Below are 16766 nucleotides of genomic sequence, written 5' to 3' on the forward strand. Positions count from 1 at the left end.
CCTTTTCATTTATACTAATTTTAATAATTACCTTGAGCATACATGGCTTGTGCCACTTTAACAAAGCCTGCAATATTAGCACCTGCTACTAGGTTATAACCATAACCATAAGTTTTAGCTGTGTTAGCGGCAGTAGCATGAATATTAATCATAATCTGATGTAATTTCGCATCTACTTCTTCTTCTGACCAAGATAATCTCATACTATTTTGAGCCATTTCTAAAGCTGATACAGCAACTCCACCTGCATTAGCAGCCTTAGCTGGTCCAACTATTACATTATGTTGTTGTAAGTATTGAACTGCTTCATTAGTACAAGGCATATTAGCAGCTTCACATACATACTTAATATTGTTTTCTACTATCATCTTCGCATGTTCTAAATGTATATCATTTTGAGTAGCACAAGGCATTATAATGTCAACTTTAACTCCCCATGGTTTTTGTCCTGGATAGAATTCTACGCCATATTTATCAGCGTAATCTTGAACCTTATCTCTTCCTGAGTTTCTCATTTCTACTAAATAATCTATCTTTTCACCAGTTATACCATTTGGATCATAAATATATCCATCTGGGCCGGATAAGGTTACCACTTTACCGCCTAATTCAGCAATTTTTCTGCAAGCACCCCAAGCAACATTACCGAAACCTGAAACTGCAACGGTTTTTCCTTCAAAGCTATCATTTTCATGCTTCAATATCTCTTGACAGAAATATGCCACACCAAAACCTGTAGCTTCTGGTCTTATTAAGCTACCGCCATAAGTAATGCCTTTTCCAGTAAGAACTCCATTTTCAAAAGCTCCTCTGATTCTTCTATAATGGCCATATAAATAACCTATTTCTCTTGCTCCTACTCCTATATCCCCTGCAGGAACGTCCACATCTGGTCCTATATGTCTATAAAGCTCAGTCATAAAGCTTTGACAGAATCTCATCATTTCTCCATCGGATCTTCCTCTTGGGTCAAAGTCAGAACCACCTTTTCCTCCGCCTATAGGTAAACCTGTTAATGAGTTCTTTAATATCTGCTCAAAACCTAAAAACTTTATTATACCTATATAAACTGATGGATGGAATCTTAAACCGCCCTTGTAAGGTCCTATAGAACCATTAAATTGAACCCTAAAGCCTCTGTTAACCTTTACATTGCCTTCATCATCAGTCCAAGGCACTTTAAACATAATTTGTCTCTCAGGTTCGCAAAATCTTTCTAAGATGTTGCTTTTAATGTATTCTGGATGTTTGTCTAATACTGGTTCTAAGGATAATAGAACTTCTTCTACCGCTTGAATAAACTCTGGTTCATTGGCATTTCTTTTCTTTACATTTTCTAGTACACTTTGAATATAGTCCTTGGATGCTAATACTGAATTACTCATTGAATAACCCCCTAAATGAATGATATGATTCATTTTTTTATTAGTTTTGCACTAATTATTTCTTTCTTGAATATATATATTCGATATAAATCTAATTATTCCTTCTTAATTTTCTAAAATATTTTACTATTTTGAATATAAAAAAGAGATAAATTTTTCAATTTATCTCTTATCTTTCCTCTAGAGGTTTATAGGAGTATATTTGATATTCTTCCCAAATATCTTCTAGGCTGTTAAAGGTGGATGCTATTTTGTCTTTTTCCATCAATCCCACCGCAATTATCAAAGCATTAATTACGCTTAATGGTGCCACTAAGGAATCTACAAAAGATGCCATATTGCTTTGAGCAATAAGAGTGTGATCAGCCTTTCCAGCTAAGGGTGAAAGTAAACTATCGGTGATAGCTACTACAGAAGCATTTCTCTTATGGGCAAATTCCAATGCTTGTATGGTCTTTACAGCATATCTTGGAAAACCTATACCTATGACTAAATCCCCTTCACCCACGCTTATCATCTGCTCAAAAATATCACTGATACCGTATCCCACTACCTTTACATTATCTAATATAACATTCAAATAAAATCCTAAGAAATCTGCTAAGGCAGTAGAGCTTCTAAGTCCAATGATATATATACGCTTAGCTTTAAGTATTTCATTAACCACTTCTTCAAAGGTCTTTTGGTTTATCTTTTCAAGAGTGGCTCTTATATTCTCCATGTCAGCTTTAAGAACGCCTTTTAATGCATTTTCTTCACTAATATAATCATTGGATAGTTCTAATCTCTGCACTGTGGTTAGTTTATTTTTTATAAGTTCCTGCAGTGCTTTTTGAAGTTTAGGATAGCCGCTAAAACCAAGCTCATTGGCAAACCTAACCACTGTAGATTCGCTAACGCCTACACTAATACCAAGTTTTGCAGCTGTCATAAAAGCCGCTTTATCATAATGTTTTAGTATATATTCAGCAATTAATTTCTGTCCTTTACTTAATCGTGGGAATTTTAATTGTATGGTTCGCATTAAATCTTCATTGTTTTCCATTATATCTTTCTTTACCCCCAACAAAATGAAATATTTATTTCATTTTAACATTTACTGAAACGTATATCAATATATCTTTCATTTTATTGTTAAAAGATTCCTATTATTTTTTCTCTATTATAATAAGTCTAGGGGATACTTCCGATCTATTAATATATTTATGCAGCAGTACACCATAAGTATCCTTTGGCAAATTTTCTACAAACTTCATTATGAAATTTTCTTCTTTAAGACCTTCATCATGTCCTACATAAAGGGCAATAGAAATTATTCCACCTGGATTTAAAAGCTGTAATGATTTTTGTAGGCTTTCTAAAGAGGAGTGGGCTAAGGTGGTTATATTTTTATCTCCCCCTGGCCAATATCCCAAGTTATACATAACGCAATCTAATCCACCTGAAACATATTTATCTATATTAGCATGAGAATCACAAACCAAGTTAACATTAGAGCTATTATAGGTCTCTTTATACCTATCTATAGCCTGAGCTTGAATATCCATAGAAATAACCCTTTCAAAGGTACTGCTTAAAAAGATGGTATCATATCCATTTCCTAAGGTTGCATCCACCGCTAAGCCTTTATTTAAACAAAAATCTTTAATTATATAATGAGTTAATTTACTTATGTCTCCAACGTAGTTAAACATCTTAAGCTCCTTTACAGTTTAAATAGATAGTCTAATTCCTTTTCATTTAAGTATCTCCACTCACCTTTAAGAAGGTTGCCCAGCTTTATTTCTCCTAAGGATATCCTTTGTAATTCTATCACCTTGTGATTAAACTTTTCGCACATCCTTCTCACTTGTCTATTTTTACCTTCATGAATTTTTATTTCAACTAGAGATTCATTTTTATAGACTTTTAAAATTCTTATCTTTGAAGGAGCTGTTATATAATCTCCTATATCCACTCCTATTTGAAAGTTCTTCATTTCCTCTTCAGTAAATATTCCTTTCACCTTAGCTATGTAAGTTTTAACTATTTCCCTGCTAGGATGCATTATACTATTATAAATTTCTCCATCATTGGTTAAAAGCAATAATCCTGAGGTGTTATAGTCTAATCTTCCTATGGGAAATATCCTTTCCTTTACATCAATTAAATCTATAACCTTTTTCCTTTCCTTCTCATCCTTTACAGTGCTTATATATCCTTCTGGTTTATTTAACATTATATATACTTTCTGTTCTTCAGGCCTTACCACTTTATTATTTACTTTTACTATATCTATTTCAGTATTAATTTTAGCTCCTAAGGTATCCACTATTTCATTATTTACAGTTACTTTTCCTTCTTCTATTAAGGTTTCACTTTTTCGTCTAGAAGCTACTCCACACTGGGCTAAATACTTCTGTAGTCTCATTATCATAGCAATCACTCTTTCCTGTAGGTATATATTTTAGTGTAGCTTATATATAAAAAAAATCAACTAGTTTACATAATTTATATTTTGTTTATTTGCCTAATGTTTTTTATTATAATATACTTTTTGTAGTTAATAATTTAAAAATACAATTTAGGAGGCAAAACCTTGGATAAACTTTTATTTGGCATTTCCGGATTACCTAATGGAGATGGTTCTATAAAATATAATTATGCGTCAGGAATAGATTTTTTAAAACAAATAAATCTAGATGCTATGGAACTCCCTTTTGTAAGGAGTATTAATATTACAGAAAAAAATAAGGATGCTGTATTAAAATCAAAAAACTCAAATGATTTTTATTTATCTGCTCATGGCTCCTACTTTATAAATTTAAATGCAAAAGAAGCTGATAAAGTAGATAAGTCCCTAGAGAGAATAGAAAAAGGAGCACTAGCCCTAAGAAATGTAGAAGGAAGAAGCTTAATCTTTCATCCAGGCTACTATCTAGGTGACACTCATGAAAAAACATATTCTACTATTAAATCTAACTTAGAGAGATTAACTGATTATGGGGTTACTTACAGATTAGAGACTACAGGAAAGCCAACGCAGTTTGGAAGTTTAGAAGAAATAGTATCCTTATCAAAAGAGGTTAGTTTCTGTGAACCTTGTATAGATTTTTCACATATTCATGCAAGAAACAACGGTTCTTTAAAAGAGTACGATGATTTCGTTAGGATTTTAGAATACATAGGAGAACACCTAGGAGAAGCAGCCTTAAAGGACATGCATATCCATGTTTCAGGGATAAATTATGGCCCTAAAGGAGAAAAAAATCACCTTCCCTTTATGGAAAGCGACTTTAGATATGACGCTTTTATAAAAGCATTGATTTCTTATGATGTTAAGGGCTGCATCATCTGCGAAAGTCCTATTCTTGAAAAAGATGCCCTGCTTCTAAAGGAACTATATAAAAGCATGTAATTTTTTCCAGAGATTATATAACTTTTTATTAATCTCCATAATTCCTCCATAATTAAATTCTATAATAAAACCATAGCAAATAAAAGTTAAGAAAGGAGTTTTATTATGTATAGAGGAGGCTTTAATCCTGGAGGAATGATGGGAAGAGGGGGCAGAGTATTTAATTCAGCTCCTTGTCAAGGATTTAGTGGGAATTATCTAATATCTACAGGTATTACCTTAATAATAATCTTAGTATTGCTTTATGTGGGATACAGCATTTTTAAACATTACAGAGATAACTCTAATCCTGCTATAAAAATACTTAATGAGAAATTAGTTAATGGTGAAATCACTGAAGAAGAATATGCAAAGAAAAAATCACTTTTACTTAAAAAATAGCTAGGGGAATTATTTCCCTAGCTTTTTTACAATAATAAAATATAATTAAAGTAAATAGCATTTTTAGAATGGTGTGATATAAATTTATGAATAGTAATTATAAGATTTTAGTGGTGGATGATGAAAAAAATATAGTGGATGTGGTTAAGGCTTATCTAGAAAAAGATGGCTTTTTTGTAATTACTGCTTCAGAGGGAGATGAAGCTTTAAAGCTTTTCCATAGTGAAAATCCTCATCTTGTGGTCTTGGATCTTATGATACCTAAAATTTCTGGTGAAGAGGTCTGTAAGAGAATACGCAGTGTCTCTACAGTGCCTATTATAATGCTTACTGCTAAAATAGATGAGGAAAATAGAATTAACGGCATTTCTATAGGTGCCGACGATTATATACTTAAACCTTTTAGTGCCAGGGAATTAGTGGTAAGGGTTAGAGCTATTTTAAGAAGAGCTTATAATGATTTTACTCCCCTAGCGGATGTGTTGTATTTTAATCAAGGGAGATTATTTATAGATGTAAAAAAGATGATAGTGAAAAAAGATGATGTGATTATAAATTTAACTTCTAATGAGTTTAAAGTATTATTATCTTTAGTAAAAAATCCTGGAGATGTATTTTCACGAGAAAAGTTAATAGAATCTTCCTTTGGCATGGACTACGATGGTTTTGATAGAACTATAGATACTTACATAAAGAATTTGCGACAAAAGCTTGAGGACAATCCAAAAGATCCAAATTATATAGTGACTATATATGGAATGGGATATAAATTTATCCCCTAACTTTATTTTTTATATGAATTATTAATAAACCAAAGTATTTAATTTAAGTAGGTGTTAATTTGAAAATTTCCTTAAAAAGAAAACTTATCTTTTCCTTTATAGTGGTAATTTTATCTTCTACCATTATCTCCGGTATTATATCTAATTACTTTATAAATAAGAAATTCAATGACTACCTTATTAGTGAGCAAGATACTAAAATTCAAAATATTATTTCCATATTACAGGATTCTATTAAAGTTAATAACGATATCAGATACTTTAACAAGGATGAGATCACAAGATATGCTGAAAATCAAGAATTGTATATAGAAATCAAAGATTTAGCTAAAAACACCATCTACTCCTCTGGGAATTCTCATTTTACTAGGAGAGATAATATGCGCAGGATGATGAACTCTATGGGAAAAAATTCTCCTATGATGGATGCTAAAAAATATATAGAAAAGGAATACCCATTAAAATATAATAATTCTGTCATTGGTTATGCCACCATAGGATATTATTCTACTTCTTATTTCAGTTTGGCTTCCATCAATTTTTTATCCACTTTAAACAACTCTTTGATAATTTCAACCCTTATAGCTTTGCTTTTAGGTCTAGTGGTAAGTATTATTATTTCCAAGGAACTTTCTAAGCCCTTGGTTAATATTACTGCTGCCACCAATAAGATGAGGCAGGGAAATCTAGAAATTCGCTTAGAGGAAAAAGGTAATACCAGAGAGATCTCTGACTTATCTAAATCTGTTAACTATTTAGCAGATACCCTGAAAAACCAAGAGATGCTAAGGAAGAGACTTACCTCTGATATGGCTCACGAATTAAGGACTCCCCTCACCACCTTAAAAACCCATGTGGAAGCTTTTATGGATGGAGTATGGGAAGTAAATAGTGATAGGCTGCAGATATTCTACGAAGAAATTGAAAGATTAAATTCCATGGTGGATGATTTATATAAATTATCTAAGTTGGAAGAATTAAACGTTAATTTAAACCTATCTAAGCTTGATATATCACAAGAATTAAGAAAAATAGTAGAAACTTATACTCCTATTTATGAGAAAGACGGCCACTTGCTTTTAGCTGATATAGAGGATAATATAGACATCCTGGTGGACAAAGATAAGTTTAAACAGATAATTTATAACCTTTTATCTAATGCTTTAAAGTATCTTAATTCTCATGGAAAAGTAGAGTTATCTTTACATAGAGAAGACGAGAACCTTTCAATCATCATTAAAGATAATGGCATAGGTATATCCAAGGAAGATCTTCCCTTTATATTTGAACGATTTTTTAGAAGTGATGTATCTAGAAATAAAAGCACCGGAGGTTCCGGCATTGGACTAACCATTACAAAATCCTTTGTAGAAGCCCATGGAGGAAAAATTTCCGTTTCTAGCCTTTTAGGAGAAGGCACCTGTTTTAAAATTATTTTACCTATTAGAAATTAGGATATTTAATTTAATAATAAAGTGTATTGACATAATGTAAATTAAGTGATAGCATTATACAAAATAGTATATTAATTCAAATTAACTATGATAGGAAGAGTAAGTTCATATATTCCTTTTCAGCGAATTAGGGATGGTGGAAGCCTAATGGTAAGTATGTACTGAATGACCTCCTGGAGTTGTTTACCTGAAATTATATTAGGGTAAAACGGAGTTCCACCGTTAAAAGGAAATAAGCGAATCTATGATTTTGGATTAAGCAGGATGGTACCGTGGGATACTACTCTCACTCCTACAATGGAGTGAGATTTTTTTATATCTTTATGCCTTCTTAAAACAAAATTTTTAGATTAATTTGGGTGGTACCGCGGAAATCTTTCGTCCCTGAACTGTTTTATGTTCAGGGACTTTTTTATGGCCATAAAATTTCAATTTAAACCTTTCTTTGTATACCGGGTATGAAGAAAAAAAGCAATAATATAAAGGAGATGAATACATGGAACGTGTATTAGTAAAAGATTTAAGTAACACAATAGATGAAAAGGTTAAGCTGCAAGGATGGATTCAAAGAATAAGGAAACTAGGGAAAATAGCCTTTATTATTCTAAGAGATAGATCAGGCAGTGTTCAATGTGTAGTAAATACTAAAGAAATAGAAATAAAAGGCTTAAAGCTTGAAACCGTGGTAGAGGTCATAGGTAATGTGGCTAAAAGTGATAAAGTAGAGCTTCAGGTTACAAGTTTAAATATTATAAATGAAGTGAAGATAGACCTTCCTATAGAAATAAATAAAACAGAGTTAGAGGCCAACTTAGACACTATTTTAAATAATAGAGCCTTGAGCTTAAGACATGAAAAGACCAATGCTGTATTTAAAATTCAAGCCTGCCTTGCCCAAAGCTTTGGTGAATTCCTACAAGGAGAAGGCTTCACACAAGTGTTCACTCCAAAGATAGTGGCTGAAGGGGCTGAAGGTGGTACAGAATTATTTGAACTTAAGTACTTTGAACAAAAAGCCTATTTAGCTCAAAGCCCTCAATTTTATAAGCAGATGATGGTAGGTGCTGGTTACGAAAGAATATTTGAAATAGGACACGTATATAGAGCCGAGGAGCATAATACCAATAGACATTTAAATGAATATGTAAGCTTAGATTTAGAAATGGCTTTTATTGAAGATGAAAGAGATGTAATGGATTTGGAAACAAGGCTCTTAAAATATATGCTGGAAAGGCTGAAAATACGTTGCGAAAAAGAATTAAATCTTTTAGAAGCTGAACTTCCAGTAATAGATAAAGCGATAGTTTCTATTCCACTGCCTGAGGCAATTAAGATACTACAAGAAAAATACGGCAAAAAGGACTTAACTAATGATATTGACCCTGAAGGTGAAAGATTAATTTCAGTATATGTAAAAGAAAAATATAATAGCGATTTTCTCTTCTTAACTCATTATCCAGTAAAAAAAAGGCCAATGTACACTATGCCTGCTGAAAATAGGTTAACTCATAGTTTTGACCTTATTTTTAGAGGACTAGAAATCACCACTGGAGGCCAGAGAATCCATAATTATGAGATGCTTAAAAGCAATATGGAATTAAAGGGATTAAATCCTGATTCCTTTAAGGATTATTTAGAGACCTTTAAATATGGTATGCCTCCTCATGGAGGATTGGCCATAGGATTAGAGAGATTAACAGCTCAGCTTTTAGGCTTCAAAAATATCCGGGAAGCTACGTTGTTTCCAAGAGATAGGGATAGGTTAACCCCATAGGAATAAAAAAATATGAGCATTCACAGATGTATGTAAACAGATCTATGAATGCTCTCCACTATACTCTCACACCAATGTATAGATATTATTTTTTCTTTCAAGTATATTAAAAGCTATCATTTCTCTTCTAATGGTACAAAAATCATCATGGAAATCTGCAATGATTATGTTAACTTCTCTTTCGGGGTACATCTTTCCTGGCTGAAATGCCTTTGCTATTTCTTCTAATACAATTTTTCTTTTCTTTTGCTGCACAGGAATGGATTTAAGCTTGCCATATTCAAAAAAAGCATTTATCACGCTGTTTCTATACTGTTCTTCCCTCTCCTTTTGCTTATATTTTTCTGGCTCTTCTATATTAATTAAATCTCTTAAGGTTAATGAAAGCATATTATAATTTAAATGGTACACCACGTAATATTGTTCCTTAACAGAATAAACTAAATCTACTTCCTCCAGTTTCTTTAAATGAAAGGATATGGTAGAAGGCGCTAAATTTAATCTTTCTGATAATAATTCCACATACATAGGACTTTCCATTAAATTATTTATTATCAATAGCCTTGACTTATCTGCAAGACACTTAAATATTTTTATACAATCTTTTTTCACGCTAAGCCTCCTTGTAAAATTTATCATAGTATTCTATAAATAAATTCTTAATCTTCTCTGCTGCTTCTAGCTTTATTTGCTCTTTATAATATTCCTCCATCATATTAAATTCTTTATCCTTAGCCATTTTCTCTTTCCAAGGTGCTGGTATCTTATTAAAAAAAGCAAGATATGCTTTTGAAAGCTTATTAAGCTCTGCTTCTTCAGATTCGATATTTCTACATGAGTTATTATAGCTTATATTAAACATTTTGTAGAATATATCCCCCACATTTACCTTTATACTTTCTAATATGGACTCATCTATTGAACCTTCTTCTCTTAATCTAACAGAATTCTCTTTCCACAGATTTATTATTTCTGTAATTTCATTTAAATACGCCTCTTTTAATTGTTCACATAAAGTCATTTTCAAAGCCTCCTAAATTCTCATTATCCTTTTTAATAGTATTATAAAATTACAATAATATTTTTGAATCCTTCATCAGTACTTTATTATCGATTTCAATTTTCATTGGTGAAAATATAAAATCCATATGAAGCTTAGATGAATTTTTTCCTCCGAACATATCATTCATTCCTACCGCTACATGAGCAGTTCCTTTACACTTTTCATCCATTACTGTAGAACCAATGACTTCTTTAATATTGTCATTTAAGCCAATACCAAACTCCGCCAGTATATCGCTATCTCCTGGGAATTTCTTTATAAATTCCAACAATTCCTTTGATGAACAGTTTATCAGATTACCTGCTTTAAACTCTAATAGTACATTAATTAATTTTTCTCCTTCCAATGTAACCTGTGGAATTAATATTTCTCCCTCTGCACTATGTTCTATAGGAGCGATAAATACCTCTCCACAAGGAATATCTCCATTACCATCATCTTTGTGCCACTTTCTATTCTTTAAACTAAATGTAAGAATTCTATTGTCTCCACTGTAGATAGTAACTTTATTCTTACCATTTAACTTCTTTATAAGGTTTCTGCATTCTTCCTTTAGCTTTTTGAAATCAACGCTTAATGCATTGTACATAGATTTCTTATAAACTTCGTAGTCTATCCCCTCTTCTAAAGCATTTTCTTCCGTTGGTATTCTAACTTGAATAAATAACTCTTTTCCTTCAGCAATTGCTGTAAAAAGCTTTCTCATGTATGCACCATACAAAGGAAGTTTTTCTTTGGGAAAATTTTTATGGGGAGCTGGGCCGTACATAAATATATCAATTACACTATCCGCTAATTTAAATACCTCAAAATATTTATCTGGAAAATCTAAGTATTCTTGTGACACCTCTTCAAAATATGTTTTAATAAATTCTCTAGATTGCTGCCATCTAATAGGTACCGCTCCAGCCTTAGCAATCTCTAATGCGAACTTATCCAGTATATTTAAATCACTATTTTCTCCCCAAAAATTTAGTAGGACTATAGACCCTTTTTTAATTTCAAAGCCACTGACCATGTTTGGAATAACCTCTGTAAAATTCATTTTACCCCTCCTAAAATATACCCTATAAATTATTTATTGTTTTAAATAACACAAAATTAAATATATAAATTCATTTCTATATTTATCTAATCAAATTATAACAATAGTAACATTAATAGTCAATCTATTTCTATATATATAAAAACACTTTTATTTTACAATTCTTAATTAGTCAAAGTTTTATTACCTTTAATATCTTGAAAAATAGCATTAAAATATCCTAGTAAGGCAAGAAGATGCTTTACTAGGATTAATTTATTTCTTATACTAATTTAAATTATATATAAACTATTTAATTATTTTGATTTTTCGCTCCCCACTCGCATAACTCTTCCAAAACGGGTAATAAAGTCACCGCTTTGTCTGTAAGACTATACTCAACTTTAGGGGGAATTTGAGGATACTCTTTCCGCTTCACAAGACCATCCGCTTCCAATTCTTTTAGTTGTGAACTCAATACTTTAAAAGTAATATTTCCTATTTGTTTTTTCAGTTCATTAAAGCGAACCGTTTGATTTTCTGCTAAAAGGTAAATAATAACCATTTTCCACTTACCACCAATAACTGACATTGTATAACCAAAAGGTGTATCTTGAATATTTTTGACTTTACCTTTATATTCAGCCATCCCCATACTTACACTATCCTTTCGAATAGTACCTATCAAAAAAGTGCGTACTATTTTTTTATTTGAGCTTAGTATATACTAAGCTTAATTTAAAGTAAAGGAGTGATAATAATGTCTAATGCTAAAATCTACAGTCACGGTCTTCCATGGGATGGAGAACACGGTATCTCCCAGGGCTACTGTATTGACGGCATCATATACATTTCGGGTCAATTCTCCCATGATATGCAGGGCACTTTTGTTGGGGAGGGCGATATCGAGGCACAGACCAAGCAGACACTGGAGAATCTGGATCGCGTGCTGGCGGGATTTGGTGCTACAAGGTTGAACCTTGCTGAGGTAGAGATCTTTCTGACAAACCCACAAGAGCATTTTGAAAAGTGCATCAGCATCTTCAAGGAGTATATGGGCGACCATAGACCAGCCGGTACCCTAGTAGGTGTGTCTGGTATGGCGTTCCCTGACCAGCTCATTGAAATTCGTGCAATTGCACACATCTCCTAACTCGCTTACAGTACCCAAGGAGGTGCTCATCAGCCATCTAAAAAACACGATTACTATTAGCGCAAAGTAAAATAGTCTTCGTCAAGTATGAATAACATTATAAAATAGTCCCCATCTGATTGCTAGATGGGACTATTTTATAATAAGTTATACTATCTTTAAAGGATACGTTTTCGTAGGCTGATCTTCTATATTTAATGTGTGTTTAAGGAATTTATCCTTTATGTTAACTACTTACTTTAATCATTTTGCTATCATAAGCTTGCCAATAAACCTTTTACTTTCAATTTCTATTGTTTCGTATTCATAATTATGAATATAGTGCCGACTATCAAGTAAAACTTGTTGGCCTTCAGGTACTTTAGATATATAGTTTTTTAAATATTGTTGCCATTTATCTTCCTTAAAGCCTGTACCATTACCATTTGAAATAAAGAATAGCATTGGAACTTGTGGTATTCCCATATCATCAACTTTTTTTGCATTTTCTTGAATAGAATCTAGCTCATTGAGCATTGTTTTCGTAGCTGTTCTTCTATAGAATATTGTTCTATACACTTCTTTTTCATGTGCAGTTAGCGAACCGCTTTGAATAGCCGCTGAGCTATTGCAAATAGATGGAATAAATCTTGTTAACCCAATCTTAGCTGCAAATGCAGATAGGGCTATGATTGCTTTGTTTGGCATGGGATAGCTTTCATATGCCTCTGGAACTGCAGGGTCCAGCCCTACAATGCCCTTAACTTCATCTGGATATTTCTTTGCCCAATAGAGTGATTCTATTCCAGACATAGAATGAGGAAACAGTACATAGGGAGCTTTCTCCCCTGCTAAATTTATAGCTTGTCTTGTTTCTTCTAGAATAGTGTCTACATCTCTCTGAGCATCAACAACTTCACTAAAACCATATCCTAATTTTTCTACAACTACAATACGATAATCATCACTTAATCGAGAGTATAAACTCTTAAAATCCAGGGTTGGAGTGCTAGTTCCCCCTCCTGACATAAATACTAAAGTAGCTTTTCCCCTTCCTTCAGCATAAACATGCATACGGTGCCCATTGACTACAACTATTTTACCTAAAGGTTGAAATAATTTAGACTCTTGGTTCAACTTAATTTTATGATTAATAAAGCTAATTAAAAGAATTATTAATATTACACCTAAAAATATAACTACACCTTTGGACAACCTTCTTATAAACTTTATCATTATTTATTCCTTTCTATCTTCTATTAGTAAATCTTCAACGTCATTAATTTTAAGCCATATGAATAGAATATATCAATTTTTATTTTCTAAGGAATTAATCAATTCTTTTATATTTCTGTTTCCTTTTTCAGGTAGATCATATCGTGTATTAGAATCATTTCAAAAAATTAAAAAGTAAAAAATAAGCCCCTGCAACGGTAATAATAATAAGGATAGATAATAATCAATATTTATTTTTCACAATATCCCCCTCCCTTAGACAAATAATTTACCATTTTTATAAACATTATACCATGTATTGCCGTTAATAAAATTAATATATAAACTAATAGGATATTCACTTATACAAAATAATTTTACCCATTGACCTTCTACTGTGTCTATCATATAATAACAGTAGACAAGGAGGTGAGTTCTTGAATATTTTAATATCCACTCTTTCACAAACTCCCATATATGAGCAAATACAAAATCAAATAAAGGAATTAGTTTTAAGCGGAAAGTTAAAACCAGAAGAACAGCTGCCTTCTATTAGACTCATGGCAAAGGATTTAAAGGTAGGAATAATAACAGTAAAAAGGGCCTATCAGGAGTTAGAAAATGAGGGTATAATAGTAAATTTACAAGGTAAAGGATGTTTTGTGGCAAATATCGATAAAAAGAAAATAAAAGAAGTTCATATTGATATGCTTAAAGAAAGGTTTTTAGATATTAAAGAATTTACAGATTCTACTGGTATTAGTAAGGATGAAGTATTAGTAGTTTTAAATGAGATTTATGGAGGTACAGATTATGACAAATAAAGCTTTAGAAATTACAAATTTATCTTCTAACATTGGCAGCTTCTCCTTAAGAGATATTAATTTATCTATAGAAAAAGGAACTATCATGGGGCTTATAGGGAAAAATGGTGCTGGAAAAACCACTCTTATAAAGACCATATTAGAAAAATATGAAAGAAAAAATGGGCAAGTATTCTTTGATGGAATTTCAATGTATGGTAATGAAGAAATAGTTAAAGCTAAAATCGGGGTTGTCTATGATACTTTGATTTACTCTTTAGCTTATAAGCCCAATAAGATAGTAAGTATGCTATCTCCCTTTTACAAAGACTTTGACTTCAAAAAATATGATTATCTTATGGGTAGATTTGATTTAGATTCTAATAAAAAACTCATGGATTATTCAAAGGGAATGCAGATGAAATTTGGTTTAGTACTGGCTCTATGCCATAATCCTGATTTATTAATATTAGATGAACCCACCGCTGGACTTGACCCAGTAGCTAGAGCTGAACTTATGGATATTTTATTAGAATATATGCAAAATGAAGAAAAATCCATATTATTTTCCACTCATATTACCAGTGATCTAGAGAAGATAGCAGATTATATAACCTTCATGGATAATGGTAAAATTCTCATGTGTGCTGAAAAGGACAGCCTAATAGATAGCCATGTAATTGTACATATTGATAAAGAAACCATGACGGATAAAATAAAGTCTCAGCTTATGGGATTAAAAGAAACCTCTTTTGGTTATGAAGGATTAAGCTATACAAAGTATAATCTAGAAACTCTGCCAGGAATAAAAACCACAAGGCCTACCATTGAAGATATAATGCTTTATATGAGAGGAAAAAGATCATGAATAAAATAATAAATTATCAAAAGCTTTTAGGTGCCTCTTTTACTTTAGGAGAAACTTATGATGATTCTAAGCATCCCATTATAAAATACGTACTAGTGCTTTTTATTATTTCTCTTATAATTTCTCCAGGAGGACAAGCCGGACAGTTTATATTTATTATATTAGGGTATTGCTTAATCACTATTTACTATATAGTTAATTCTAGTAGAAAATTATATGAAATCCCACCAGTTTCAAGATTTTATATCCTTTTAAATATATATTTATTTACTCTAATAACTATATTCTCCTTTTCTTTTATACTGCTTATAGGTTATTTAACAACTTACTTTTCCTTTGACAGTATAAAGCTACTTAATAATTTTATCAGCTACTTCAAAGGTATAATATTATCACTATTTTTATTCTTAATAATATCTAGTGTTTATATTCCTACCTTTTTCATAAAGTCCTTAGGCATTAGAAGATTATTAATACTTTTTCAAACTATACTATTAAAAATATTACTCTTAATAGCTAATAACAAGTTTGCTAGTTATAATGTTCACCCATTTTTAAAGAGAATTGGTGATCTTTCAAGTTATTCCAGGATACTAATGATAATAATGCTTACGTTCATAATAATCACTCCTATTTCCATATTTATTTCCTATAAGTTATACAGAAAGAAGGAGATATTATGTTAAAAAAAGTCTTTGGCTATCAGAGGTTATTACTGAATTCAATTTTGTTTAATAGCAGTAAAATTAAAAACCAGCATAAGTTAATGATTTATTATTTCATATTTATTATTATGGCTTTCATGAATTATGTTTTATTTTTTGGAAAAGCAGCCAGTTTAAATACATTCTTTTATATAGCCCTACCAGTTACTACTGTATGCCTTATAAATAATATAATTAATAATGGGGAGAGGTTCTTTGAAAGCGTTCCTGTAAGCAGAAAATTTATTGTGTTTAACATGTTTTTGTTTTCTATAGTACTTACAGCAATATTATACCTACTCCTTAATATCTTTGGCATCGCGTTTGTATGGCTTCTGGTTGGGATAATGTATATGTTTTTTCCCTCCCATATAGATAAAACTCCCCCTGAAATTACAAATCAAATAATAAATACAACAAAATCTAATATTCTTATGCTTATAGTAGTTATATTGATATTATTTGTAGGTACCTCCATAGCTTTTATAAAAAGATGGAAAACTAGGGCAGGCTATTTTACACTATTTTCAGCTCTAGGCTATGGGTTATTATTTATATTAAAAATAAATATGCCCATATCTCCTACTACGCAGAAGATAGAGTTTTTTGAAAGCTTCTCCATTATGCCTTCAGCAAACACTATTCTACTAATCCTGGCTTTAGTGGCAGCTTTAGTATGGTATATTTCCATAGCTTTTGCATATAAAATCTACTGTAGAAAGAATTTTATATCAAATTATTAAAACCAAAATATTAAAGAGACTTATGCAACATAAGTCTCTTT

The 16766-nt window shown here is 31.5% G+C and carries 19 protein-coding genes and 1 other annotated feature; of the genes, 10 read left to right on the plus strand and 9 right to left on the minus strand.

Annotated features, from left to right (window positions below; translation table 11 throughout):
• Nucleotides 1–20: 20 nt before the first annotated feature.
• From gdhA to BUA82_RS04340, 4 genes are all read right to left on the minus strand, one after another.
• Entirely contained in the window at nucleotides 21–1385 is a 1365-nt protein-coding gene (gdhA, locus tag BUA82_RS04325) for an NADP-specific glutamate dehydrogenase (RefSeq protein WP_073004974.1), read from the minus strand.
• A gap of 169 nt (nucleotides 1386–1554) precedes the next feature.
• Nucleotides 1555–2430, minus strand: a complete 876-nt coding sequence (locus tag BUA82_RS04330) for a MurR/RpiR family transcriptional regulator (protein ID WP_073004976.1) — start codon at nucleotides 2428–2430, stop codon at nucleotides 1555–1557.
• A gap of 103 nt (nucleotides 2431–2533) precedes the next feature.
• Nucleotides 2534–3079 (minus strand): tRNA 5-(aminomethyl)-2-thiouridylate-methyltransferase MnmM, encoded by a 546-nt coding sequence (mnmM, locus tag BUA82_RS04335; protein ID WP_073004978.1) that lies wholly within the window; start codon nucleotides 3077–3079, stop codon nucleotides 2534–2536.
• 11 nt (nucleotides 3080–3090) lie between these two features.
• Complete coding sequence (locus tag BUA82_RS04340; RefSeq protein ID WP_073004981.1) at nucleotides 3091–3801, minus strand: pseudouridine synthase; 711 nt, start codon at nucleotides 3799–3801, stop codon at nucleotides 3091–3093.
• Between the two features lie 162 nt (nucleotides 3802–3963).
• On the opposite strand from BUA82_RS04340, the gene BUA82_RS04345 reads away from it, so the two are divergent.
• From BUA82_RS04345 to aspS, 5 genes are all read left to right on the plus strand, one after another.
• Nucleotides 3964–4782 (plus strand): TIM barrel protein, encoded by an 819-nt coding sequence (locus BUA82_RS04345; RefSeq protein WP_073004983.1) that lies wholly within the window; start codon nucleotides 3964–3966, stop codon nucleotides 4780–4782.
• Nucleotides 4783–4887: 105 nt separating this feature from the next.
• Complete coding sequence (locus BUA82_RS04350) at nucleotides 4888–5163, plus strand: SHOCT domain-containing protein (protein WP_083599763.1); 276 nt, start codon at nucleotides 4888–4890, stop codon at nucleotides 5161–5163.
• A gap of 86 nt (nucleotides 5164–5249) precedes the next feature.
• Entirely contained in the window at nucleotides 5250–5945 is a 696-nt protein-coding gene (locus BUA82_RS04355; RefSeq protein WP_073004985.1) for a response regulator transcription factor, read from the plus strand.
• 59 nt (nucleotides 5946–6004) lie between these two features.
• Nucleotides 6005–7399: a sensor histidine kinase gene (locus BUA82_RS04360; RefSeq protein WP_073004987.1), complete on the plus strand. Its 1395-nt coding sequence runs from the start codon at nucleotides 6005–6007 to the stop codon at nucleotides 7397–7399.
• 78 nt (nucleotides 7400–7477) lie between these two features.
• Nucleotides 7478–7696 (plus strand) — a binding site (T-box leader).
• A gap of 199 nt (nucleotides 7697–7895) precedes the next feature.
• Nucleotides 7896–9173 carry an aspartate--tRNA(Asn) ligase gene (gene aspS / locus BUA82_RS04365; RefSeq protein WP_073004989.1) on the plus strand — a complete coding sequence of 426 codons (1278 nt, stop codon included), beginning with the start codon at nucleotides 7896–7898 and terminating at the stop codon, nucleotides 9171–9173.
• Between the two features lie 66 nt (nucleotides 9174–9239).
• On the opposite strand, the gene BUA82_RS04370 is transcribed toward aspS, so the two are convergent.
• The 4 genes from BUA82_RS04370 to BUA82_RS04385 form a co-directional block, all read right to left on the minus strand.
• The gene (locus tag BUA82_RS04370) at nucleotides 9240–9785 is read right to left on the minus strand and encodes a DUF2087 domain-containing protein (protein ID WP_242948914.1); all 546 of its coding nucleotides are present in this window, start codon (nucleotides 9783–9785) and stop codon (nucleotides 9240–9242) included.
• 1 nt (nucleotide 9786) lies between these two features.
• Entirely contained in the window at nucleotides 9787–10194 is a 408-nt protein-coding gene (locus BUA82_RS04375; RefSeq protein ID WP_073004993.1) for a hypothetical protein, read from the minus strand.
• A 49-nt stretch (nucleotides 10195–10243) separates the two neighbouring features.
• Nucleotides 10244–11281 (minus strand): aminopeptidase, encoded by a 1038-nt coding sequence (locus BUA82_RS04380; RefSeq protein WP_073004995.1) that lies wholly within the window; start codon nucleotides 11279–11281, stop codon nucleotides 10244–10246.
• 292 nt (nucleotides 11282–11573) lie between these two features.
• The gene (locus tag BUA82_RS04385; protein ID WP_073004998.1) at nucleotides 11574–11915 is read right to left on the minus strand and encodes a winged helix-turn-helix transcriptional regulator; all 342 of its coding nucleotides are present in this window, start codon (nucleotides 11913–11915) and stop codon (nucleotides 11574–11576) included.
• 105 nt (nucleotides 11916–12020) lie between these two features.
• Between BUA82_RS04385 and BUA82_RS04390 the strand changes: the two genes are divergently transcribed.
• Nucleotides 12021–12413 carry a RidA family protein gene (locus BUA82_RS04390; protein WP_073005000.1) on the plus strand — a complete coding sequence of 131 codons (393 nt, stop codon included), beginning with the start codon at nucleotides 12021–12023 and terminating at the stop codon, nucleotides 12411–12413.
• A gap of 243 nt (nucleotides 12414–12656) precedes the next feature.
• On the opposite strand, the gene BUA82_RS04395 is transcribed toward BUA82_RS04390, so the two are convergent.
• On the minus strand, nucleotides 12657–13628 hold the full coding sequence (locus tag BUA82_RS04395) for an alpha/beta fold hydrolase (RefSeq protein ID WP_073005002.1): 972 nt from the start codon (nucleotides 13626–13628) through the stop codon (nucleotides 12657–12659).
• Nucleotides 13629–14044: 416 nt separating this feature from the next.
• On the opposite strand from BUA82_RS04395, the gene BUA82_RS04400 reads away from it, so the two are divergent.
• Genes BUA82_RS04400 through BUA82_RS04415 form a run of 4 tightly spaced genes read left to right on the plus strand, consistent with a single transcriptional unit; the run spans nucleotide 14045 to nucleotide 16725 of the window.
• A complete protein-coding gene (locus BUA82_RS04400; protein WP_073005004.1) occupies nucleotides 14045–14431 on the plus strand; it encodes a GntR family transcriptional regulator in 387 nt (128 codons plus the stop codon).
• Complete coding sequence (locus BUA82_RS04405; RefSeq protein ID WP_073005006.1) at nucleotides 14421–15278, plus strand: ABC transporter ATP-binding protein; 858 nt, start codon at nucleotides 14421–14423, stop codon at nucleotides 15276–15278. Before BUA82_RS04400 ends, BUA82_RS04405 begins: the two co-directional genes overlap by 11 nt.
• Nucleotides 15275–15964: a hypothetical protein gene (locus BUA82_RS04410; protein WP_073005008.1), complete on the plus strand. Its 690-nt coding sequence runs from the start codon at nucleotides 15275–15277 to the stop codon at nucleotides 15962–15964. Before BUA82_RS04405 ends, BUA82_RS04410 begins: the two co-directional genes overlap by 4 nt.
• The gene (locus BUA82_RS04415) at nucleotides 15958–16725 is read left to right on the plus strand and encodes a hypothetical protein (protein ID WP_073005010.1); all 768 of its coding nucleotides are present in this window, start codon (nucleotides 15958–15960) and stop codon (nucleotides 16723–16725) included. Before BUA82_RS04410 ends, BUA82_RS04415 begins: the two co-directional genes overlap by 7 nt.
• Nucleotides 16726–16766: the final 41 nt, after the last annotated feature.

The sequence above is a fragment of the Clostridium amylolyticum genome, assembly GCF_900142075.1.
GTDB lineage: Bacteria > Bacillota > Clostridia > Clostridiales > Clostridiaceae > Clostridium_AA > Clostridium_AA amylolyticum.

Excerpts from the sequence above, each read along its gene's own strand:
- aspS (WP_073004989.1), top strand. The coding sequence starts at position 7,896 with ATGGAACGTGTATTAGTAAAAGATTTAAGTAACACAATAGATGAAAAG.
- BUA82_RS04415 (WP_073005010.1), top strand. The coding sequence starts at position 15,958 with ATGTTAAAAAAAGTCTTTGGCTATCAGAGGTTATTACTGAATTCAATT.
- BUA82_RS04350 (WP_083599763.1), top strand. The coding sequence starts at position 4,888 with ATGTATAGAGGAGGCTTTAATCCTGGAGGAATGATGGGAAGAGGGGGC.
- BUA82_RS04340 (WP_073004981.1), bottom strand. The coding sequence starts at position 3,801 with ATGATAATGAGACTACAGAAGTATTTAGCCCAGTGTGGAGTAGCTTCT.
- mnmM (WP_073004978.1), bottom strand. The coding sequence starts at position 3,079 with ATGTTTAACTACGTTGGAGACATAAGTAAATTAACTCATTATATAATT.
- BUA82_RS04355 (WP_073004985.1), top strand. The coding sequence starts at position 5,250 with ATGAATAGTAATTATAAGATTTTAGTGGTGGATGATGAAAAAAATATA.
- BUA82_RS04395 (WP_073005002.1), bottom strand. The coding sequence starts at position 13,628 with ATGATAAAGTTTATAAGAAGGTTGTCCAAAGGTGTAGTTATATTTTTA.
- gdhA (WP_073004974.1), bottom strand. The coding sequence starts at position 1,385 with ATGAGTAATTCAGTATTAGCATCCAAGGACTATATTCAAAGTGTACTA.
- BUA82_RS04375 (WP_073004993.1), bottom strand. The coding sequence starts at position 10,194 with ATGACTTTATGTGAACAATTAAAAGAGGCGTATTTAAATGAAATTACA.
- BUA82_RS04385 (WP_073004998.1), bottom strand. The coding sequence starts at position 11,915 with ATGGGGATGGCTGAATATAAAGGTAAAGTCAAAAATATTCAAGATACA.
- BUA82_RS04390 (WP_073005000.1), top strand. The coding sequence starts at position 12,021 with ATGTCTAATGCTAAAATCTACAGTCACGGTCTTCCATGGGATGGAGAA.
- BUA82_RS04330 (WP_073004976.1), bottom strand. The coding sequence starts at position 2,430 with ATGGAAAACAATGAAGATTTAATGCGAACCATACAATTAAAATTCCCA.
- BUA82_RS04380 (WP_073004995.1), bottom strand. The coding sequence starts at position 11,281 with ATGAATTTTACAGAGGTTATTCCAAACATGGTCAGTGGCTTTGAAATT.
- BUA82_RS04410 (WP_073005008.1), top strand. The coding sequence starts at position 15,275 with ATGAATAAAATAATAAATTATCAAAAGCTTTTAGGTGCCTCTTTTACT.
- BUA82_RS04405 (WP_073005006.1), top strand. The coding sequence starts at position 14,421 with ATGACAAATAAAGCTTTAGAAATTACAAATTTATCTTCTAACATTGGC.